The following is a 20,454-nucleotide window of genomic DNA, read 5'->3' as shown; positions in this document are numbered from 1 at the left end:
GACGGCTAGGCGCGCGGGTCCCAGTCGATGAGCTCGCGGCCGCCGTCGGCCAGGGCCTTGTTGGCCGCGCTGAAGGGACGGGAGTCCAGGAAGCCCACTCGGTTGAGCGGACTCGGGTGGCCGGCCTCCAGCACGACGTGGGCCGGGTTGGTGATCAGCGCCGCCTTCTTGCGGGCGTAACCACCCCAGAGCAGGAACACCACCCGGTCATCGCGGGCGTTCAGGGCCTGGATGGTGGCGTCGGTGAAGGCCTCCCAGCCTTTGCCGCCGTGCGAGCCCGCGGCACCGGCCCGGACGGTCAGTACCGCGTTGAGCAGCAGCACACCCTGGCGGGCCCAGCCGGTGAGATCCCCGGCCTTCGGCGGCGCCACCCCGACGTCGGCTGCCAGCTCCTTGAACACGTTGCGGAGCGACGGCGGGATGCGTACGCCCTCCCGCACGCTGAAACTGAGGCCGTGCGCCTGCCCGGGACCGTGATACGGGTCCTGCCCCAGGATCAGCACCCGGGTCTGCTCGGGCGGGCACAGCCGGTAGGCCGCGAAGAGATCCTCGATCGGCGGATAGACGGTGTGTTCCGCGTACTCCGCGGCCACGAATTCGCCCAACGCGGCCGTTGCCTTCTCGTCGAGAAAGCCGGCCAGCTCGGCCCGCCATGGGGCCGGCAGCATCTCCGCCAGATTCACGGTCTCCCTTTCTGTATTTGTCACTCGGTGAATTGTGCGATTCGCGTGGCCCAGGCGCCGCCGTGCGGCACCAGCTCGACCACGCGGGTGTCATCGTCGAGGCGGTCGATCCGCACCTGCAGGTATTCGTCGTTGAGCTGCTCGACCAGGCCCACGCCCCACTCGACCACGGTGACCGCGTCGTCGGCCGAGGCGTCCAGGTCGAGGTCGTCGATCTCGGCCCGGGGATCGGGGCTGTCGCCCAACCGGTACGCGTCGGCGTGCACCAGCGGGGTGCGGCCCCGATGGACCCGGGCGATGACGAACGTGGGCGACGTGATCGGCCCGGTCACCTCGAGCCCGGCCCCGATGCCCTGCACCAGCGCGGTCTTGCCGGCGCCGAGCGGGCCGGTCAGCAGCACCAGGTCGCCCGGGTGCAGGATCGTGGCCAGGCGCCGCCCGAACTCGCGGGTGTCGTCGACGGTGGGCAGCTTCACGAGATCTTCTCCAGGAACGGCAGCAGCGCGGCGTTGACCTCGTCGGCCTTCTCGAGCATCACCACGTGGCCGCTGTTGTCCACCTTGATCAGTTCGGCCTCGGGCAGGTGCCGCAGGATCTCTTCCGAGTGGGTCACCGGGGTCAGATAGTCCCGGGTGCCGACGATCACCAGCACCGGCACCCCGCGCAGGGCCGACAGGGCCGGGAAGCGGTTGTGGGTGTAGAGGGTGTGCAGGTATTTCGTCAGCGTCTCGACCGAGGTCTTGGAGTTCATGTGCTCCACGAACGTGACCAACGACGGACTGGGCTTGGGCTCACCGAACCCGTAGCGCCGGGTCAGCAGCCAGGCCAGGTCGGACGACACCACCCGGGCCCGGTCGATCGTGCTGCCGCCCAGGTTGGCCGCCTTGCCCCACAGCGGGAAGAAGGGCGCGCTGGCCCGGGCCACCAGCGTCGGCAGGCCCAGCTTGGTCTTGTCGATCAGACCGGCCGACGTGGACATGAGCACGACACCGGTGACCCGCTTACCGAACCATTCCGGGTACTGCTCAGCGAAAGCCATGATCGTCATGCCGCCCATGGAGTGCCCGACCAGGATGATGTGCCCCTCCGGCACCGCCGCGTCGAGCACCGCGGCCAGCGACTTGCCCAGCGCGGCGATGTCGTACTCGCCGGACTGCAGCCGACTCGACCGGCCGTGCCCGGGCTGGTCGTAGAAGACCAGGCGGTGCTCGCCCTGCTCGGTCAGCGCCTGGCGCTGGAAATAGAAGGTGCCCATGTCGAGCGCGAAGCCGTGCACGAAAACGATCGTCGGCTTGGCCTCGGACCCGGCCGGCTCGACGATCTCGACGTGCAGCTCGGTGCCGTCGGCCGCGGTGACGGTCATCTCGCTGTCGAACGGCTGGTCGCCGAAGGGCTCGTCGACGTGCGGGTCGCCGGGGGCGTTGACCGAGCGGCGCACCAGCACCCGTTCCACCGCGAACGCCGTGGCCAGGCCGGCCGCGAGCACGCCGACGGCGGCGCCGGCGATGCCGACCTGTTTGGCCCGCTTCGACGGCCCCTTGCTCATGCCGCACCCCCGTCGTAGACCCGCGGGACCCGGGTGCTGCCGAACCGGGTCACGATCTCGTAGTTGATCGTGCCGGTCACGGCGGCCCAGTCGTCGGCGGTCGGGCCGCCGTCGTCACCCGGACCGAACAGTGTCGCCACGTCGCCCGCGACCACCGGGTCGTCGCCGACGTCGAGCACGATCTGGTCCATGCACACACGACCGGCGACAGTGCGGCGCTTTCCGCCGAGCTGCACCGGCCCGGTGTTGGAGGCCGCCCGGGGCACGCCGTCGGCGTAACCCAGGGGCACCAGGGCCAGCGTCGTCTCGCGCTCGGTGAAGTAGGTGTGCCCGTAGGAGACGCCCTGGCCGGCCGGCACGCGCTTGGTCAGGGCAACCCGGGCCCGGGCGGTCATGGCGGGGCGCAGCCCGAACGTCTCACCCTCGACCGGGGACAGCCCGTAGACCGCGATGCCCGGTCGGACCAGGTCGTAGTGGGCGTCGGGCCGGGTCAGGGTGGCCGCCGAGTTGGCGATGTGCCGGTAGCGCGGGGTGATGCCGGAGCGCTCGGCCACGGCCAGCCCGTCGGCGAACGCGGCCAGCTGGTGGTCGACCGTCTCGTGGGTCGGCACGTCGGCGTAGACGAAGTGGCTCCAGACGCCGACGACCTCGATCTCGCCGTCGACCTGGGCCTTGGCCGCCGCCTCGAGCAGCGCGGGCCACTCGGCCGCGGTCGCGCCGCCCCGGGACAGGCCGGTGTCGAGCTTGAGATGGACCCGAGCCGTGCGCGCGGCCCGGCGGGCCGCGGTCACCAGCTCGCCCAGCAGCTCGAGGCTGCCCGCGTTGAGGTCGATGCCGGCCGCCACACCCTCGTGCAGCGGCAGGCCGGGCGAGTGCAGCCAGGCCAGCACCGGAACCTCGAACCCGGCCCGGCGCAGCGCGAGGCCCTCGTCGAGGGTCGCCACCCCGAGCCAGCTCGCGCCGCCGGCCAGCGCGGCCCGGGCCGACGGCAGCATGCCGTGCCCGTAGCCGTCGCCCTTGACCACCGCCATGACCTCAGCGGTGGTGCCGGCGCGCAGCAACGCGACGTTGTCCCGGATGGCGTCCAGATCAACCCGGACCTCGGCCTGCCACATGCCTTCCAGCCTACTGATCGGTATGACAGTTTCTGTTACGGCTGCTCAAGGGCGAGTTCACCCACCGTCGCGCGCAGCGCGGCGGCTATGTCGGGCGCGGTCACCGGGCCCGCCTCGGCGGCCCGCCGCCCGGCCAGCCCATGGGCGTACGCCGCCGCGGCCGCGGCCCGCTCGGGCGGCACCCCGGCCGCCAGCAGCGACCCCAGCAGCCCGGCCAGCACGTCACCACTGCCCGCCGTGGCCAGCGCGGCCGAGCCGGTCGGGTTGACCAGCGCCTCGCCGGCCGGGGTGGCCACGATCGTGCGGTCGCCCTTGAGCAGCACCACCGCGTTGGTCCAGGCGGCCAGCTTGAGGGCCGCCCCGACCCGGTCGGCGCCGGGCGCCTCGCCGGCCAGGCGCTTGAACTCGCCGTCATGCGGGGTGAGCACCATCGGCGCGTCCCGGCGCAGGTCTTTGGCGTGTTTGCCGTCGATCAACAGGGTCAGCGCGTCGGCATCGAGCACCACCGGCAACGACGTGGCCAGCACGCTGCGCAGGGTGGTGCGCGCCTCGTCGTCGGTGCCCAGGCCGGAGCCGCAGACCCAGGCCTGCACCCGCCCGGCCTCGGCCATACGGGGCGCGGCAACCACCGACGGATGGGCCCGGACGACCTCTTCGTGGGCGCTGCCGGCATAACGGACCATGCCCGTCGGACCGGCCAGGGCGCCGCTGACCCCGAGCAGCGCGGCGCCCGGATAGGTGGCGGAACCGGTGGCGATGCCGACCACGCCCCGGGTGTATTTGTCGGAGGCCGGACCGGGCTGCGGCCACCACTGCGCGACGTCGGCCGCGTCGGGCACGGAGAGCGCGGGATCGGCCCGCATGGCCGGCCCGAGACCGATGTCGACCAGCTCGACCTGGCCGCAGTGGACCGCGGCCGGGCCGACCACGTGGGCCGGCTTGAGGCAGCCGAAGGTGACCGTGACGTCGGCCGTCACCGCCTCGCCGGGCACGTCGCCGGTGTCGACGGCCACGCCGCTCGGCACGTCCACGGCGACCACCGCGGCTCGGGCCCCCGACCGCCCGCGCAACCCGTCCAGCCGCTTGACCAGGGCCGCGGCCGGCGCGCGGAGGCCGCCACTGGCCCCGATGCCGACGATGCCGTCGAGCACCAGGTCGGCGTTTTCCGGCAGCTCGCGCACGGTGAAGCCGCCGGCCGCGCGCAACGCCTGCAGGCCGGCCAGATGGACGCGCTCGGGCCGCAGCAGCAGCGCCCGCACCTGAGCGCCCCGCCGGGCCAGGGCCGCGCCCGCATAGAGCGTGTCGCCGCCGTTGTCGCCGCTGCCCACCAGCAACAGCACGCGGGCGCCGTAGACCCCGCCGGAGGCCTCGAGCAGCAGCGCGCACCGCCGCGCCAGCCCGGCCGCGGCCCGCTGCATCAGCGTGCCCTCGGGCAGCGCCGCCATCAGGATTCGTTCGGCCGCGCGCACATCCGCGACCCGCCATGCCTGCCGCACCTGTCCTCCAACCCTCTCCGACGAGACGATGCCGACTGTTCCAGCGCACGGCACCGACATTTTCGCGCCCGCGCCGGCCGGAACAGCCTCAGGATTCCGCGACGACCATGGCCGAGGCGATTCCGCCGTCGTGCGACAGCGAGAGGTGCCACCGGTTGATGCCACGCTCGACGGCCACCGCGGCCACGGTGCCGGAGACGGTCAGCCAGGGCCGCCCGTCGGGGTCGGCCACGATCTCGCAGTCGTGCCACAGCATGCCCGCGGGCGCGCCGAGTGCCTTGGCCACCGCCTCTTTGGCCGCGAACCGGGCGGCCAGCGACTCGGCCGACCTCGGGTTGCCGGACCCGCTCAGTCGCTCGCCCTCGGTGAACAGCCGCACCGCGAGCGAGGGCGTCCGGTCGAGGGCCCGCGCGAAGCGTTCCACCAGGACCACATCGATGCCGACAGCCACGATCACGGCCACAACCCTAGCGGTCGCCGCCCTCTAGCACGGGGCCGAGCCGCGGACGACGGCCTGTGGACAACCGGTGGCCGTCGTCCACAGGCCGTCCCACGCCCGCCCCGCGGCCCCTAACGTCGGCGCATCCCCAAGCCGGATCCAGGGAGGCCCCCGATGAACCCCGAGCTCGAAGTCGACCTTGAAGCGCTGCGACGCGCGGCGGCCGGCCTGGCCACCACCGGTGACCGGGTCACCGCGGCGACGGCGGCCGAACCGGCGACCCCGGCCGTCCCGCGCTGGGGCGCCGCCGACGCGGCTCAGCAGGCCGCCGAGGCCGCCCGGGGACAACTGGCGCTGCTCGGCGCCGAGGTCGCCGAGACGGCCCGCCGACTCGCCGAGTCGGCCGCGGCCTACGAACGGGCCGACGACCGGGCCGCCTCCCGCCTGCGGCTCGCCCGATGACCACCGAGGCCGTGCACCTGCGCCTGCGCGTCACCGACCCGGCGCGCTGGCAGGCCCTCGCGCTCTCCTGGCGACGCTGGGCCGCTCTCGCCGGCCGGCTGGCCGCCGAGTTCGGACCCCGGGTGGTCGCGGTCGGCGCCGGGTGGCGGGGCGCCGCGTCGGCCGCCGCGGCCCGCCGGCTCGACGACCTGCGGCGCCGGCTCACCCTGTTCCGGCTGCACTGCTGGCTCGCCGACCAGGTGGCCAGCGAGTTCGCGGCCGCCCTGAGCCGGGCCCGGGCGCTGCTCGGCCACGACCGGGCGGCCGCCCTCGCGCTGGCCGACCGGGCCGACCACGAGGCCGCCGACCGGCTCGGGCAGCTGACCATGGCCCTGCGCACCCCGCCGCAGCCGCCACCCGGGTCCGGCCGGCCCGACTGCACCACCTCGCCGGCCGAGGTCCACCGCTGGTGGTCCGGGCTGGCCACCGAGGAGCGCAACTGGCTGCTGGCCACCGAGGCGGCCTGGCTGGCCGGGCTCGACGGCCTGCCCGCCGCCGACCGGGACATCGCCAACCGCCTGCGGCTCGACGACCTCCGGGCCGAGCTCGACCGGGCGATCGCCGGCGCCACCGGGCGCGACCGCGACCGGCTGCGCGCGGTGCGCGACGGGCTGGCCGCCCTGAGCGACCGGCTGGCCGACGAGACCGGCCCGCGGGCCTACCTGCTACGTCTCGACATCGGTGAGGAGGGGCAGGCGGTGGTGGCGCTCGGCGACCCCGACCGGGCCACCAACGTGCTGACCCACGTGCCGGGGATGACGGCCGACCTGGCCTCGTTCGGCGGTGAGCTGGCCCGGGCCGAGCGGGTGGCCGGGCGGGCCGCCGAGCTCAGCCCGCAGGCTTCGACCAGCGCGGTGCTCTGGCTCGGCTACGACGCCCCCGATTTCGTCGACGAGGCCGCGAGCGCGCGCCGGGCCGAGGCCGCCGGGCCCGTGCTGCGCCACTTCCAGGAGGGGTTGCGGGCCGCGCACGAGGGCCCGCCGGCCCGCCAGGTGGTGCTCGGCCACAGCTACGGCTCGCTGGTGGTCGGTCAGGCGGCGGCCGCGGGCGGGTTCGCGGCCGACGGCGTCGTTTTCGTCGGTTCGCCCGGCGTCGGGTCCGACTCGGCCCGGGAGCTGCGCATGCCCACCGGCGAGGTCTGGTCGACCACCTCGCGCAGCGACGTCATCCAGTACGCGGCGGTCGCGCCCGGCGGGTTCGTCCGCGATCTGGCGGTGGCGGCGGCGGTGCCGGTGACCGGCCCGTGGCTGGCCTTCGGGCGGCCCGAGCACGACCTGTGGTTCGGCCCCAACCCCAGCGACCCGGAATTCGGGGCCCGGGTGTTCGCGAGCGCCCCCGGCAGCGGCCACGCCGGCTACTGGGACCGCGGCACGCCCTCGCTCGACACGATGGCCGCCATCACGCTGGGCACAGCGCGATGACGGCCATGAGGCGCGGCGGTGGACTACTCGACGGTGACCGACTTCGCCAGGTTGCGGGGCTGGTCGACGTCGTGGCCGCGGGCCGAGGCGATCTCGCAGGCCAGGATCTGCAGCGGCACGGTGGTCATCAGCGGGGCCAGCAGGGTCGGCGTGGCCGGCACGGGGATCAGGTGGTCGGCGTACGCGGCCACGCTGTCGTCGCCCTCCTCGGCGATCACGATCGTGCGGGCGCCACGGGCCCGGACCTCCTGAATGTTCGAGACGACCTTGTCCCGCATGACGCCGCGGCCGGCCGGCGACGGCACCACGCAGACCACCGGCGTGCCCTCGTCGATCAGCGCGATCGGCCCGTGCTTGAGCTCACCGGCGGCGAAGCCCTCGGCGTGCATGTAGGCGAGCTCCTTGAGCTTGAGCGCGCCCTCCAGGGCCACCGGGTAGCCGACATGCCGGCCGATGAAGAGCACGGTCGAGGCGGTCTTGAGGTCGCGGCCGAGCGCGCGCACGTCCTCCATCGAGCCCAGCAGCCGGCGCAGGCTGTCCGGGGTGCTCTGCAGCTTTTCGACCACGGCGGCGACCTCGTCGGCGTACATGACGCCGCGGATCTGGGCCAGGTGCAGGCCGATCAGGTAGCAGGCGGCCAGCTGGGTCAGGAAGGCCTTGGTCGAGGCGACCGCGATCTCGGGGCCGCCGTGCGTGTAGAGCACCGCGTCCGACTCGCGCGGGATGGTCGAGCCGTTGGTGTTGCAGATGGCCAGCACGCGGGCCTTCTGTTCCTTGGCGTGGCGCAGCGCCATCAGCGTGTCCATCGTCTCGCCGGACTGGCTGATCACGATGACCAGCGTCGAGCGGTCGAGGATCGGGTCGCGGTAGCGGAACTCGCTGGCCAGCTCGACCTCGCAGGGCAGCCGCACCCAGTGCTCGATCGCGTACTTGGCCACCATGCCCGCGTTGTACGAGGTGCCGCAGGCGATGATGAAGATCTTGTCGACGTCGCGCAGGTCCTGGTCGGTCAGGCGCACCTCGTCGAGCACGATCTCGCCGCGGTCGGAGAGCCGGCCCAGCAGCGTGTCGGCGATCGCCTGGGGCTGCTCGGCGATCTCTTTGAGCATGAAGTAGTCGTAGCCGCCCTTCTCGGCGGCGGCCGCGTCCCAGTCGACGTGAAACTCCTTGCCGTCCTGGGGCGAGCCGTCGAAGCCGGTGATCTCGATGCCGGCCGGCGTGATCAGCACCACCTGGTCCTGGCCGAGCTCGATCGCCTCACGGGTGTGCTCGATGAAGGCCGACACGTCGCTGGCCAGGAAGTTCTCGCCATCGCCGCGGCCCACCACGAGCGGCGAGTTGCGCCGGGCGGCGACGACCGCGTCGGGCACCTCGACGTCGATGGCGAGCAGGGTGAAGGCGCCCTCGAGCCGGCGCACGGTGCGGCGCATGCCCTCGGCCAGCAGCTGCGGTCCCTCGGCCTGACCCGACTCGCGCAGCGCGCGCATCTCGGCCGCGAGCAGGTGGGCGGCGCACTCGGTGTCGGTGTCGCTCGTGAACTCGACGCCGGTCGCCTCGAGCTCGGCCCGCAGCCGGGCGAAGTTCTCGATGATGCCGTTGTGGATGACCGCGACCCGGCCGTCCTGCGAGACGTGCGGATGGGCGTTGCGGTCGGTCGGGCCGCCGTGCGTCGCCCACCGGGTGTGCCCGATGCCGATGTGACCGGCCGCGATGCCGGGCTCGGCCGCCTCGGCCAGCGCCTTCTCGAGGTTGGCGAGCTTGCCTGCCTTCTTCTCGGTCAACAGGGCGCCGTCGTCCACCACGGCGACACCGGCGGAGTCGTACCCGCGGTATTCCAGCCTGCGCAGTCCGTCAATAACGATGCTGAGCGCCGGACGACCGCCGACGTACCCCACGATGCCACACATGGCCGCGACTCTAGCCGACGAATGCTCACCCGTCATGCGCGAGAAGCACCCTTTCGAGCACACGGTCTGCGCAGAACAGACCGAAAGGCCGACGGCGCCCTCGGACGGCTGGCGTCGTTGGCGTACCGTCGGCTACCGCGCCACAACTGCGCGCTCGCTTCGGGAGACATGTTGAGCAATCAGCCCGACAATCGGCAGCCAGACGGCACTTCTGAGCCGGCTTCGCCTCGCCCGCCGTCGTTCCGGCCCGGGTCGGCGCCGCTGCCCCAGCCGCCGAATCCCGACTACCCGCCGACGTCGGAGTTCCCGGCCACCCCGACGGACCAGTTCCCGCCGCAGGCGTACGGCCCACCACCGGGGTACGGCCCGCCGCCCGGTTACGGTCCGCCGCCGGGTTACGCCCAGCCCGGTTACCCGCCGCAGCCGCCCTATCCGGGCCCGCCCGGCCGCCCGCCGCGCAAGAGCAAGCTGCCGATCGTCGCCGTCCTCGTGGCGATCACCTTGCTGCTCTGCGGCGGCGTGGCCACCGCGGGCGTGCTCATCGCGCGCAACGTGGCCGACCGGGCTGAGAAGGCGGTCGACTCCCTGCCGTCGGCCGTGCCCCAGCTCCCGGAATTCCCCACCGAAGCGCCGCAGATCCCCGACCTGCCGACCGAACTACCCAGCCTGCCCGCCGCCCCCGGTCTCGACAGCCGGCAGATCTCGGTGACCTACGAGGTGACCGGCGAGGGCCAGGCGTCGCAGATCCTGTACGTCGAGAAGCTGGGCGGCAGCCCGAAGCGGCTCGAGAACGTCGATCTGCCGTGGAAGTTCACCACCAAGATGGAGACGCCGACGCTGGTCTCGGTGGTCGCGATGCGGATCGGCACGTCGGAGGGCACGATCAGTTGCCGGGCCGTGGTCGACGGGGCCGAGGTCAAACAGCGCACGTCGAGCGCGAGCACCGTGGCCACGGCTTCGTGCACGCACTTCGCGATCGACTGAGCGCGGAACCCGGCCACGCGGGCGACTGGAAGACTGAGCGGGAACTGCTGAGCAGGAGGCGACCACACGTGACGAGCGACCCGCTGGTCGAACGGATGCGGCCGTTCGGCACCACCATCTTCACCGAGATGTCGGCCCTGGCCACCCGCACCGGGTCGATCAACCTGGGCCAGGGCTTCCCGGACACCGACGGCCCGCCCGAGATGCTGGCCGCGGCCGCGCGGGCCCTTCAGCAGGGCGCCAACCAGTACCCGCCCCTGCCCGGCATCCCCGCCCTGCGCGAGGCGATCGCCGAGCACGAGCGGCGCTTCTGGGCCCTGCCCCGCGACCCCGGCACCGAGGTGGTCGTCACCGCCGGCGCCACCGAGGCCGTCGCGGCCGCGATCCTGTCGCTCTGCGAGCCCGGCGACGAGGTCGTCACGTTCGAGCCGTACTACGACTCCTACGCCGCCTCGATCACGCTGGCCGGAGCCGTCCGGCGGCCGGTGACGCTGCGGCCGGGGGCCGGTGGGCGCTACGAGTTCGACGAGGCCGAGCTGCGGGCCGCGTTCGGGCCGCGCACCCGGCTGGTGCTGCTCAACTCGCCCCACAACCCGACCGGCAAGGTCTTCACCCGGGCCGAGCTCGACCTGATAGCCGCGCTCTGCCGGCAGCACGACACCTACGCCGTCACCGACGAGGTGTACGAGCATCTGGTCTTCACCGACGCCGCCGAGCCGCACATGCCGCTGGCCGGCCGGCCCGGCATGCACGAGCGCACGCTGCGCATCTCGTCGGCCGGCAAGACCTTCTCGTGCACGGGCTGGAAGGTGGGCTGGGCGACCGGTCCGGCCCGCCTCGTGTCCGCCCTGACGCGGGTCAAGCAGTTCCTGACCTTCGTCAACGCCGGCCCGCTGCAGCCGGCCGTGGCCGTGGCGCTGGGGCTCGGCGACGACTACTTCACCGGCTTCCGCGACGAGCTCCAGGCCCGGCGCGACCACCTGACGGCGGGGCTGACCGAGGCCGGGTTCGCGGTACAGCCGTCGGACGGCACGTACTTCGTGACGGCCGACATCCGGCCGCTGGGCGGGACGGACGGCATCGAGTTCTGCCGCGGGCTGCCCGAGCGGTGCGGCGTCGTGGCTGTGCCGACCCAGGTGTTCTACGACGACCGGGCCGCCGGCCGCCATCTGATCCGGTTCGCCTTCTGCAAGCGCGAATCCGTGATCGACGAGGCGGCCCAGCGGCTGGCCAAGCTGGGCCGGGGATAGCGAACGGGCCGGCCCTCGAAAGGACCGGCCCGTGCTCGTCGTCTGTCGATCAGGCGGGGGACGCCGCCCGGACTTCTTCGGCGATCCGCTCGGCCACATCGCGGGCCTGCTCCTCGGTGGCGGCCTCGACCATCACCCGGACGAGGGGCTCGGTGCCCGACGGGCGCAGCAGCACCCGGCCGGTCTCGCCCAGCTCGTTCTCGGCCAGCGCCACGGCGGCCTGCACGGCGGGGGCCGAGGCGCCCGCGTCCCGGTCGCCGACGCGGACGTTGATCAGCACCTGCGGCAGCGGGTGCACGACCGCGGCCAGGTCGGCCAGCGACTTGCCGGTCGACGCCAGCTGGGCCATCAGGTGCAGGCCGGTCAGCACGCCGTCGCCGGTGGTGGCGTAGGCCGGCATGACGATGTGCCCGCTCTGCTCGCCGCCCAGGGCCAGGCCCCGGGCTCCCAGTTCCTCGAGCACGTAGCGGTCGCCGACCTTGGTCTCGATCAGCTTGATGCCGGACTGCTTCATGGCGATCCGCAGCCCGAGGTTGCTCATCACGGTCGCGACCAGGGTGTCGTCGGTCAGCGTGCCGGCGTCGCGCATGGCCAGGGCCAGGATGGCCATGATCTGGTCGCCGTCGACGACGTCGCCCGAAGCCGTCACGGCCAGGCAACGGTCGGCGTCGCCGTCGTGGGCCAGGCCCAGGTCGGCCCCTTCGGCCAGCACGGCCTCGCGGACCTGGTCGAGGTGGGTCGAGCCGCACTCGTCGTTGATGTTCAGGCCGTCGGGGTCGGCATGGATCGCGATGACCTCGGCGCCCGCCTCCTCGTAGGCGACCGGCGCGACCTCGCTGGCCGCGCCGTTCGCGCAGTCGACCACGACCTTGACGCCGGCCAGGCTGTGCGGGGTCGAGCCGACCAGGTGCTTCACGTAGTGCTCGGCCCCGTCCAGCAGGTCGTGCACCCGTCCGATGCCGGCGCCGGTCGGGCGGCCGATCAGCCCGTGCCCGTCCGCGACGGCCTGCTCGATCCGCTCCTCCAGCTCGTCCGGCAGCTTGGTGCCACCGGCGGCGAAGAGCTTGATCCCGTTGTCGGGCATCGGGTTGTGCGAGGCCGACAGCATCACGCCGAGGTCGGCGTTGGTCTGGCCGACCAGGAAGGCCACGGCCGGGGTGGGCAGCACGCCGACCCGCACGACGTTGGCCCCGGCACTGGTCAGCCCGGCGACCACGGCCGCCTCGAGCATCTCGCCGCTGGCCCGCGGATCACGCCCGACGATCGCCAGCGGCTGGTGGCTGCTGTCGCTCTCGACCAGCACCCGCGCGGCCGCGACGGCGACGCTGAGGGCCAGTTCCGGGGTGAGAAGCTCGCCGTTCGCGAGCCCGCGTACGCCGTCGGTGCCGAACAGACGCCCCATGGCGGCTTCCTTTCCCCGGATTCACCCCTGAGGGGAGGCGCGCCGGGTGCGCTGAGAAGGGGTGGGAACGCAAAACGGCCGGGCCGGCCTCCTGAAGAACACCAGGGGGCGCAACCCGGCCGTGTCAGACTCGGCGCAAAATCAGCGCTTCGAGTACTGCGGAGCCTTACGGGCCTTCTTGAGACCGTACTTCTTGCTCTCCTTGACGCGGGCGTCACGGGTGAGGAAGCCGGCCTTCTTGAGAGCGGGACGGTCGTCGGGCTCGTTGGTGATCAGAGCCCGGGCGATGCCGAGGCGCAGCGCGCCGGCCTGGCCGGTGATGCCGCCGCCCCGCAGGTTCGCGATGACGTCGAACTGCTCTTCCTTCTCCGCGGTGACGAGCGGCTCACGGATGAGCTGCTGGTGCACCTTGCTGGGGAAGTAGGCCTCGAGGTCGCGGTTGTTGCAGGTGATCTTGCCGGTGCCGGGGACGAGGCGCACCCGGACGATGGCCTCCTTGCGGCGGCCGACGGTCTGGATCGGACGACCACCGGGACGCGGGGCGCGGACCGCAGCCGGCGCGGGCGTCTCGACCACGACGACGGTCTCGGCGGGCTCTTCGACGACGACGGCCGCCTCAGCGGGCTCTTCGACGGTCTCGACGACCTCGGGCTCGGTGCTGTCGGACATGCTGCTGCCTTCTCCCGCGCTCACTGCGCGATCTGGGTGATCTCGAACGGCTGGGGCTGCTGCGCGGCGTGCGGGTGCTCAGCGCCCGGGTAGACCTTCAGCTTCTTGATGATCTGCCGCGCGAGCTTGTTGTGCGGGAGCATGCCCTTGACGGCCAGCTCGATCGCCTTCTCGGGGCGCTTGCTCAGCAGCTCCTCGTAGCCGACCTGCTTGAGGCCGCCCGGGTAACCCGAGTGGCGGTAGGCGACCTTGGTCTGCCGCTTGTTGCCGGTCAGAGCGACCTTGCCCGCGTTGATGATCACCACGAAGTCGCCGGTGTCGACGTGCGGGGCGAAGGTGGGCTTGTGCTTGCCGCGCAGGAGAGTGGCGGTGTGGGTGGCCAGGCGACCCAGAACGACGTCAGAAGCGTCGATAATGTGCCACTGACGCTCGATCTCACCCGGCTTCGGGCTGTACGTACGCACAGAATTACCTTGTCTTGTCGTCGGTCTGGGGTCGCGCGCTGGTCGCGGCGAACGCGAGCGTCAAGCCTACCTGTGAAGGCGGACTCGCAGCTGTCGCACAACAGCAGGCAACAATACCCGCCTGCGCGGCGCGTGGTCAAAACGTGCGAGGAGCAACACGATCGGTGGCCCCGCCCACGGACCCCAGATGGGTACGGACGCGACCTCCAAGAATAACCGTTGCCAAGCATACCCGCCCTCGGAGACGCGCCCGACACCGGGATCGGGCGTCACGTAGGTCACAGGTCGGTGCGTCTTAGCAGGCTTGAAACAAACGGGACGCAAGGGCGAAATTCCTCACCGGCACGCTTCCGGCATGGCCAATGGTGCGGACACCTCGACGACGCGGGCCCAGCGTGGCCCAGGCGTGCGCCGGGGACGCACTATAGATAGGCCACCGTCAGGGTTGAGGACGGACCTGACGGTGACCGCTGGACCGGCTTCCCGGTCCGGCGAAGAGGAGTCGTGGCGCGGGCCGGCCGGAGGTACGGCGGAGACCGCAGGCGTGACATGGGAGCGGGTCGACGCTGAGGACGGCGGGATCCGAGCGTGCCCTTCGGTGGACCGGACGGCCCCGCCACGACTTCTGATGACGAAAAAAGAGCCCGGATGATCATCCCGGCCGCCGCCCTGGCCGAGCCGGCCGCGTCTCTCTCCGGGTTCACGGTGGGGGTCACCGCCGACCGCCGGCGGGACGAGCTGGCCCACCTGCTCGAGAGCCGCGGCGCCCGGGTGGTGCTCGCCCCGGCCCTGCGGATCGTCCCGATCGCCGACGACGCCGAACTGCGGGCGGCCACCCGCGCCTGTCTCGACACCCCGCCCGACATCGTGCTGGTCAACACCGGCATCGGCATGCGGGGCTGGCTCGAGGCGGCCGAGGGCTGGGGCCTGGCCGAGCCCTTGCGGGCCGTGCTCGCCCAGGCCTACCTGGTCGCCCGCGGGCCGAAGGCGCGGGCCGCGGTGCGCGCGGCCGGCCTGCACGAGCAGTGGTCGCCCGAGGGCGAGAGCTACGAAGAGGTCGCCGATCATCTGCGGGCCCGCGGCCTCGACGGTCTGACCGTGGCGATGCAGCTGCACGGCGAGAGCCAGCCCGAGTACACCGAGGCCCTGGAACAGGCCGGGGCCCGGGTGATCGAGGTGCCGGTGTACCGCTGGGCCGCGCCCACCGACCCCGCGCCGCTGCACCGCCTGGTCGACCTGATCACGGCCCGCCTGGTCGACGCGGTCACGTTCACCGCCGCGCCGGCGGTCCAGGCACTGCTGCGCACGGCCGGCCCGAGCTCGGACGCCGTGCTGGCCGCCCTGCGGGGTGATGTGCTGGCCGCCTGCGTGGGGCCGGTGACGGCCGCTCCCCTGCGCCGCCACGACGTTCCGGTGGTCACGCCGACCCGGGCCCGGTTGAGCTCGCTGGTCCGCACGATCGCCGACGAGCTGCCGAAACGGGCGCTGTCGCTCGAAGTGGCCGGTCACGCCCTGATCCTGCGGGGCCACGCGGCCATAGTCGACGGCGAGCTTCGGCCACTGGCGCCGGCCCCGATGGCGGTGCTGCGCGCGCTGGCCGCGGTGCCGGGCCGGGTGCTGTCCCGAGCGGCCCTGCTGCACGCGCTTCCGCGCGGCGCCGACGAACACGCCGTGGAAATGGCTGTGGCCCGCCTACGCGCGGGCCTGAGCGTCCCCGGGGTCGTGCAAACCGTGGTCAAGCGCGGCTACCGCCTGCCGGTCTGACGCTGCCGTCTTTGACCTTTGCCTTTGGGCGCAACCATTCACGCACGTCGCCGTGGTGGGGTGAGCGTTCTGGGCGCGCCAGCGCCCAGCTCACCCCGCCGCGGCCCTCGGCGGGAGCAGCGGCCTGTCACCCACCGCCCCGCCACGACATACGATTTTGACTTAGCAGGAGCGGCGTCACCCACCGCCCCGCTACGACATCTGCGTTTGATTTATCCGACGGTCGCCGGATACCCACCACTCTGCTCAGCGACCAGTGTCGCCATCGCATGTTCCACAACCCCGACCAAAACCTGCTTGACCGAGTCGCGGTGGCGGGCGTCGCACATGACCAGCGGCACGTGGGCCGGAATGGCCAGGGCTTCCCGCACCTCGTCCGGCTCGTACCGGGGCGCGCCGTCGAAGCAGTTCAACGCGACCAGGTACGGCAGATGCCGGTTCTCGAAGTAGTCGAGCGGGGCGAACGCGTCGGCGATGCGCCGTGTGTCGACCAGCACGGCCGCGCCGACCGCACCGCGGATCAGCTCGTCCCACATGAACCAGAACCGGGTCTGCCCGGGGGTGCCGAAAAGGTAGAGGATCAGGTCGTCGGCCATCGTGATGCGGCCGAAGTCCATCGCCACCGTGGTGGTCCCCTTGCCGGGCACCTTGGACGCGTCGTCGATCCCCTGCCCGGCCGAGGTCATCACGGCCTCGGTGGTCAGCGGCTCGATCTCGGAGACCGCTCCGACCAGCGTCGTCTTGCCCACACCGAAACCACCGGCGACGACGATCTTCGCCGAGGTGATCTCTTTGGGTTGCGCCCCCGCCCGCTCAGAGCTTGCGAAGTCCACTCAACACCCTTTCCAGCAGATCCATCCGCTCCGTGAACCCAGTTTTGGGAGCGGCGCTGTGCAACGACAGCAGCCCGTCGGCCACCATGTCCGCGACGAGCACTCGCGCCACACCCAGCGGAAGCCGGGAGAGCGCTGCGAGCTCGGCCAACGATTGCGCCTTCGCCTCGCACAGCACGGCGATGCGGTATTTGTCATGCCCGGCGAACCGGGCCTCTTGCAGACCGGCCTGGCTGGCGACCAGGACCGCCTCGATCGGGATGTCCCGACGCGGCTCCGTGCGTCCGCGGGTGACCGCGTACGGGCGTACCAGGTTGCCTCTCGGGTCCTGTGGCTGGCCCACGCGCGTTCACCCCCTTCCGTCGAGCCGGCGACTAATGACTGACTGCTTCGCGTGCCGCCGGCGACAACGAGGCGCCGACCCGCTCGACCAGCAGGGCCATCTCGTAGCCGACCTGGCCCACGTCGCAGCTGCGGGCGGCCAGCACGGCCATCGAGGAGCCGTCGCTGATCGACATGAGGAACAGGTAACCGCTGTCCATCTCGATGATCGTCTGGTTGACCGCGCCCGCGCTGAACATGCGGGAGGCGCCGTCGGTCAGGCTGACCACGCCGGAGGTGATCGCGGCGAGCTGGTCGGCGCGGTCGGCCGGCAGGTCGCGCGACGCCGCCAGCAGCAGACCGTCGGCGGACACCGCCACGACGTGAGCGATGCCGGCGACGCTGTTGGCGAAGTTGTTGAGCAGCCAGCCCATGTCCTGCATGGTGGGGGGCCTGGTCACCGTTAGTTCTCCTTAGCCTGGGTGGCGGACTCGGCGGAGCCGTCCGTCCGTCCACGTTGCACACCCCGGTGGTACGCGGAGAGGAGTCCGCGGACCTCGTCGGGACTGCGCCTGTTCTGGTTGCGCGGCCCGGGCTGTACGCCGCCGGGCACCAGCTGCGCTTGGGGGACTCGTTTGGGGAGGCCGGACCGCGTGGTGCCGGCGTCGACGGGTTCCGCCGCTGCCATTGCCTTCTGCCACCCCTCGTCGGCCGTTGTCCGCCACCTGTCCTCGGCCGCGGGGCGCGGCTTCGGCACGGACGGTCCATTGTGCCCGGTGCTCGCCGGGGCGGCCGCCGGGGCCGCTGGGGCGGGCGGAGCGGGCGGCGGTGAGACCGGCGCGGGGGCCGGGGCCTCCGGGACCGGGTTCGCCTGAGCCGGCGGGCTGTTCGGGGGCGGGGCGTAGCCGGCGGTCGGCATGCCCCACTCCTCCTGGCTCGCCGCCTCGTGATCGCGGAACCAGCTCTGCTGCATCTTCACGAAGATCGGAGCGTCGTTGCGCTCGTCCGGCGTCGGGGTGAGCGGTGGCGCGGGCACCGGCGGCATCGCGGCCAGCGCGGCGCCCCAGGAGCTGCCGGTCGGCGGGGCCGGCGGGGACACCGGCTCGGGCACGACCGGGGCCGGGGCCGGGATGACCGGGGTGGCCGCGGTCGCGGCGGCGAAGCCGTTCATCGTCGTCGAGCTCGCCGTGGCGTCGACGGTCTTGGAGATCCGGGTCGGCAGCGGGGGCCGGTTCGGCGTCGGCTGCACCTCGGGGTCGGACGGCGGGCGCTGGGACGGGAACATCGGCAGCTGCGGGTGCGCGTTGTGCGGCTGCGGGGTCGGCTCGCGCCACGGCTCGGCCGCGATCGTCGGCAGCGTCGCGGTGGCGGCCCGGCCCACCTGAGAGTCCCAGCTGCCACCGGAGTACGGGGTGCTGCCCAGCTCTTGCGGCCGGGCCGGCGGGTCGAGGCGCCGCGACGGCAGCACGACGATGCTGCTCGGCAGCGTGACCTGGGCGACCGTGCCGCCCTCGATGTTGGCCCGCAGCTCGACCCGGATGCCGTAGCGCGAGGCGAGCCGGCCGACCACGGCCAGACCCATCAGGCGGAACGCGGCCACGTCGACGCTGGGCGGCTCGGCCAGGCGGCGGTTGAGCTGGTCCATCTGCTCCTCGGACATGCCGAGACCGCGGTCCTCCACCTGGATCACCACGTAGTCGCGGATGCGCCGGCCGTCGGCGACCACGATCGTGTTGGGCGGGGAGAACCGGGTGGCGTTGTCGAGCAGCTCGGCGACCAGGCGCACCACGTCGTTGACGGCGAGGGCGGCGATCGAGATGTCGGTGTCGACCGTGCCGAACTCGATGCGGTTGTAGAGCTCGACCTCGGACTGGGAGGCCCGCAGCGCGTCGACCAGCAGCGCGTCCTCGCGTCGGGGGGCGCTGGAGTCGGCGCCCGCCAGCACCAGCAGGTTCTCGTCGTTGCGGCGCATCCGGGTGGCCAGGTGGTCGAGCTCGAAGAGCTGCGCGAGCCGCTTCGGGTCTTCCTCGGTGCGCTCGATCTGGTCGAGCTCGCCGATCATCCGGTCGACCAGCGACTGCGACCGGCGGGCCAGGTTGAGGAACATCGTCGAGACGCTGGTGCGCAGGGCGGCCTGCTCGGCCGCGATGCGGACGGCCTCGCGGTGGACCACGTTGAAGGCCTGGGCGACCTGGCCGATCTCGTCGCGGTTGGGCAGCTTGATGGGGTCGCGGACCTGGCGCACGATGTCGTCGGCGCCGCCCTCACCGAGGTTGCGGGCGTCGCGCAGCTTGGCCACGGCGTCGGGCAGGTCGCGGTTGGCCACGGCCAGCGCGCCCTCCCGCAGCCGGCGCAGCGACAGGTTGAGCGAGCGGGCCAGGATGACGGCGAGCACGATGGCGATGATCAGCACGAGCACGACCAGGGCCGACTCGATCGCGGCCTGGCGGACGACGCTGTCGCGGTCGGCCGAGGCCTGCTCGACCACGTCGGACTCGAGCTCCTGCTCGGCCCAGCGCATCAGGTCGACCACCGCGCCGAAGGACTCGGTGATCTCGAGCGCCGTGACCGAGCCGCCGGCGCCGGCCCGGGCGAGCCGGGTGGCCACGTTGTCGACCAGGTTGACGGCGTCGCCGCTGACCACGTTGTCGACCAGGGAGCGCTGGGCCGGGTCGGCAACCAGCGAGAAGGCCAGCAGCGCCTCCTGCTGGCTGGTCTGGCTGGCGATGAACGCGGTGCGCTGCTCGGCGCTGAGGTCGTTGGTGATCCGGGCGGCGTACGACACCGCCTCCTGATCGGCCGTGCCGGCCTTGGCCCGGGCGAACGCGGCGATGGCGCGCAGCCGGTCGGCCACCTCGCCGTCACCGGCGTACTGACTGACCGCCTCGCCGTACGCGACGAGGTCGGTGATGACCACGCTGTAGCGGGACACGGCCTCGGCGACGGCGATGCCGTTCCGGTCGCCGACCGCCGTGCGGGTGGCGTCCATCGTGTTCAGGTGGTCGTCGATGCGGGCCAGGCGGTCGCGGACGGCGCCCGGCGGATCGTCGATGCCGGCCCGGTTGGCCCGGTAGACCTGGATCTGCGCGTCGCTGTTGCGGACGGCCGTCTGGTAGGCGTCGGCCCCGCTGCGGGGGTTGCCGACATAGGCGGCGGCCGCCATGCGCTCGACGTGCAGCAGCTGGGTGAGACCCGAGATGTCGGTCTCGAGTTTGGTCAGTTCCTCGACCGTGCCCGCCTCGGCGGCGCGCTGTCCGACGTCGACCAACCGGGTGGTGGCCAGTGCGACGACGGCGACGAGGGGAACGACCAGGATCAGAGCCAGCTTGGCGCGGATCCGGGCGTCTCTCAGACGAGGAAAGACACCACGACGCGCCACCTGGGTCGAGGATCCGGTGCTCAAGACTTCTCCTCCGTGGTCTTCCCCATGGCTCTTCGCCCGCAGAACCTCGCGCGGCCCGGGAATTTCATCAGAACGGACATCCCTTTGGGAAGTCTGGAAACACCCGGAAACGAACTTCGTGTCCGACTGCAAGGAAACTCGCGCGTTCTACTTTCGACACGATTAGCGCTTTGACGTGCACGAATATATCGACCGCGACATTAAGTGACGACCTGGTCACCGCTTATCCCCCATTTTTCTACCAGTATGTGAGACA

At 72.4% G+C, this 20,454-nt stretch carries 19 protein-coding genes; 5 read left to right on the top strand and 14 right to left on the bottom strand.

All coding sequences use genetic code 11. The features are described from left to right. Nucleotides 1-5: 5 nt before the first annotated feature. From ung to M1L60_RS34735, 6 genes are all read right to left on the bottom strand, one after another. The gene (gene ung, locus M1L60_RS34760; protein ID WP_253241830.1) at nucleotides 6-668 is read right to left on the bottom strand and encodes a uracil-DNA glycosylase; all 663 of its coding nucleotides are present in this window, start codon (nucleotides 666-668) and stop codon (nucleotides 6-8) included. A gap of 35 nt (nucleotides 669-703) precedes the next feature. Beyond that, nucleotides 704-1,159 (bottom strand): tRNA (adenosine(37)-N6)-threonylcarbamoyltransferase complex ATPase subunit type 1 TsaE, encoded by a 456-nt coding sequence (gene tsaE, locus M1L60_RS34755; protein WP_253241785.1) that lies wholly within the window; start codon nucleotides 1,157-1,159, stop codon nucleotides 704-706. Further along, a complete protein-coding gene (locus M1L60_RS34750; RefSeq protein WP_253241784.1) occupies nucleotides 1,156-2,229 on the bottom strand; it encodes an alpha/beta fold hydrolase in 1,074 nt (357 codons plus the stop codon). Before M1L60_RS34750 ends, tsaE begins: the two co-directional genes overlap by 4 nt. Next, nucleotides 2,226-3,344 (bottom strand): alanine racemase, encoded by a 1,119-nt coding sequence (alr, locus tag M1L60_RS34745; RefSeq protein ID WP_253241783.1) that lies wholly within the window; start codon nucleotides 3,342-3,344, stop codon nucleotides 2,226-2,228. Before alr ends, M1L60_RS34750 begins: the two co-directional genes overlap by 4 nt. Before the next feature lie 35 nt (nucleotides 3,345-3,379). Continuing rightward, on the bottom strand, nucleotides 3,380-4,840 hold the full coding sequence (locus M1L60_RS34740; RefSeq protein ID WP_253241782.1) for an NAD(P)H-hydrate dehydratase: 1,461 nt from the start codon (nucleotides 4,838-4,840) through the stop codon (nucleotides 3,380-3,382). Between the two features lie 88 nt (nucleotides 4,841-4,928). Next, nucleotides 4,929-5,297, bottom strand: coding sequence for a holo-ACP synthase (locus M1L60_RS34735; RefSeq protein ID WP_221376821.1), 369 nt, complete (start codon nucleotides 5,295-5,297; stop codon nucleotides 4,929-4,931). Between the two features lie 156 nt (nucleotides 5,298-5,453). Between M1L60_RS34735 and M1L60_RS34730 the strand changes: the two genes are divergently transcribed. Together M1L60_RS34730 and M1L60_RS34725 are read left to right on the top strand one after the other, a co-directional pair. Beyond that, nucleotides 5,454-5,741 (top strand): type VII secretion target, encoded by a 288-nt coding sequence (locus M1L60_RS34730; RefSeq protein ID WP_253241781.1) that lies wholly within the window; start codon nucleotides 5,454-5,456, stop codon nucleotides 5,739-5,741. Next, nucleotides 5,738-7,201: an alpha/beta hydrolase gene (locus M1L60_RS34725; RefSeq protein WP_253241780.1), complete on the top strand. Its 1,464-nt coding sequence runs from the start codon at nucleotides 5,738-5,740 to the stop codon at nucleotides 7,199-7,201. The genes M1L60_RS34730 and M1L60_RS34725 overlap by 4 nt, the downstream gene beginning before the upstream one ends. 23 nt (nucleotides 7,202-7,224) lie before the next feature. On the opposite strand, the gene glmS is transcribed toward M1L60_RS34725, so the two are convergent. Then, nucleotides 7,225-9,108, bottom strand: a complete 1,884-nt coding sequence (glmS, locus tag M1L60_RS34720; RefSeq protein ID WP_253241779.1) for a glutamine--fructose-6-phosphate transaminase (isomerizing) — start codon at nucleotides 9,106-9,108, stop codon at nucleotides 7,225-7,227. A gap of 168 nt (nucleotides 9,109-9,276) precedes the next feature. Between glmS and M1L60_RS34715 the strand changes: the two genes are divergently transcribed. Together M1L60_RS34715 and M1L60_RS34710 are read left to right on the top strand one after the other, a co-directional pair. Continuing rightward, entirely contained in the window at nucleotides 9,277-10,092 is an 816-nt protein-coding gene (locus M1L60_RS34715; RefSeq protein ID WP_253241778.1) for an MmpS family transport accessory protein, read from the top strand. A 68-nt stretch (nucleotides 10,093-10,160) separates the two neighbouring features. Next, nucleotides 10,161-11,342, top strand: coding sequence for a pyridoxal phosphate-dependent aminotransferase (locus M1L60_RS34710; protein WP_308208582.1), 1,182 nt, complete (start codon nucleotides 10,161-10,163; stop codon nucleotides 11,340-11,342). A 49-nt stretch (nucleotides 11,343-11,391) separates the two neighbouring features. On the opposite strand, the gene glmM is transcribed toward M1L60_RS34710, so the two are convergent. The 3 genes from glmM to rplM all read right to left on the bottom strand — a co-directional run bounded on the left by glmM (nucleotide 11,392) and on the right by rplM (nucleotide 13,877). Beyond that, on the bottom strand, nucleotides 11,392-12,744 hold the full coding sequence (glmM, locus tag M1L60_RS34705) for a phosphoglucosamine mutase (protein ID WP_253241777.1): 1,353 nt from the start codon (nucleotides 12,742-12,744) through the stop codon (nucleotides 11,392-11,394). Nucleotides 12,745-12,885: 141 nt separating this feature from the next. Next, a complete protein-coding gene (gene rpsI / locus M1L60_RS34700) occupies nucleotides 12,886-13,413 on the bottom strand; it encodes a 30S ribosomal protein S9 (RefSeq protein WP_256517731.1) in 528 nt (175 codons plus the stop codon). Between the two features lie 20 nt (nucleotides 13,414-13,433). Continuing rightward, nucleotides 13,434-13,877, bottom strand: coding sequence for a 50S ribosomal protein L13 (rplM, locus tag M1L60_RS34695; protein ID WP_215792927.1), 444 nt, complete (start codon nucleotides 13,875-13,877; stop codon nucleotides 13,434-13,436). Between the two features lie 648 nt (nucleotides 13,878-14,525). Between rplM and M1L60_RS34690 the strand changes: the two genes are divergently transcribed. Next, a complete protein-coding gene (locus M1L60_RS34690) occupies nucleotides 14,526-15,641 on the top strand; it encodes a uroporphyrinogen-III synthase (RefSeq protein ID WP_253241776.1) in 1,116 nt (371 codons plus the stop codon). A gap of 212 nt (nucleotides 15,642-15,853) precedes the next feature. On the opposite strand, the gene M1L60_RS34685 is transcribed toward M1L60_RS34690, so the two are convergent. From M1L60_RS34685 to M1L60_RS34670, 4 genes are read right to left on the bottom strand one after another with little or no spacing between them, the layout of a single operon-like run. Beyond that, the gene (locus M1L60_RS34685; protein ID WP_253241775.1) at nucleotides 15,854-16,474 is read right to left on the bottom strand and encodes a GTP-binding protein; all 621 of its coding nucleotides are present in this window, start codon (nucleotides 16,472-16,474) and stop codon (nucleotides 15,854-15,856) included. After that, nucleotides 16,455-16,817, bottom strand: a complete 363-nt coding sequence (locus M1L60_RS34680) for a DUF742 domain-containing protein (protein ID WP_253241774.1) — start codon at nucleotides 16,815-16,817, stop codon at nucleotides 16,455-16,457. The genes M1L60_RS34685 and M1L60_RS34680 overlap by 20 nt, the downstream gene beginning before the upstream one ends. A gap of 31 nt (nucleotides 16,818-16,848) precedes the next feature. Beyond that, a complete protein-coding gene (locus tag M1L60_RS34675) occupies nucleotides 16,849-17,256 on the bottom strand; it encodes a roadblock/LC7 domain-containing protein (protein ID WP_253241773.1) in 408 nt (135 codons plus the stop codon). Nucleotides 17,257-17,258: 2 nt separating this feature from the next. Beyond that, a complete protein-coding gene (locus M1L60_RS34670; protein WP_253241772.1) occupies nucleotides 17,259-20,198 on the bottom strand; it encodes a sensor histidine kinase in 2,940 nt (979 codons plus the stop codon). Between the last annotated feature and the right edge of the window lie 256 nt (nucleotides 20,199-20,454).

It is taken from the genome of Paractinoplanes aksuensis (assembly GCF_024137025.1).
GTDB lineage: Bacteria > Actinomycetota > Actinomycetes > Mycobacteriales > Micromonosporaceae > Actinoplanes > Actinoplanes aksuensis.
This window is presented reverse-complemented; position numbering and strand designations above follow the sequence as displayed.

Coding starts and splice junctions, on each gene's coding strand:
- M1L60_RS34715 (WP_253241778.1), top strand. CDS start 9,277: ATGTTGAGCAATCAGCCCGACAATCGGCAGCCAGACGGCACTTCTGAG.
- M1L60_RS34725 (WP_253241780.1), top strand. CDS start 5,738: ATGACCACCGAGGCCGTGCACCTGCGCCTGCGCGTCACCGACCCGGCG.
- M1L60_RS34690 (WP_253241776.1), top strand. CDS start 14,526: ATGATCATCCCGGCCGCCGCCCTGGCCGAGCCGGCCGCGTCTCTCTCC.
- M1L60_RS34730 (WP_253241781.1), top strand. CDS start 5,454: ATGAACCCCGAGCTCGAAGTCGACCTTGAAGCGCTGCGACGCGCGGCG.
- rpsI (WP_256517731.1), bottom strand. CDS start 13,413: ATGTCCGACAGCACCGAGCCCGAGGTCGTCGAGACCGTCGAAGAGCCC.
- ung (WP_253241830.1), bottom strand. CDS start 668: ATGCTGCCGGCCCCATGGCGGGCCGAGCTGGCCGGCTTTCTCGACGAG.
- glmM (WP_253241777.1), bottom strand. CDS start 12,744: ATGGGGCGTCTGTTCGGCACCGACGGCGTACGCGGGCTCGCGAACGGC.
- M1L60_RS34750 (WP_253241784.1), bottom strand. CDS start 2,229: ATGAGCAAGGGGCCGTCGAAGCGGGCCAAACAGGTCGGCATCGCCGGC.
- glmS (WP_253241779.1), bottom strand. CDS start 9,108: ATGTGTGGCATCGTGGGGTACGTCGGCGGTCGTCCGGCGCTCAGCATC.
- alr (WP_253241783.1), bottom strand. CDS start 3,344: ATGTGGCAGGCCGAGGTCCGGGTTGATCTGGACGCCATCCGGGACAAC.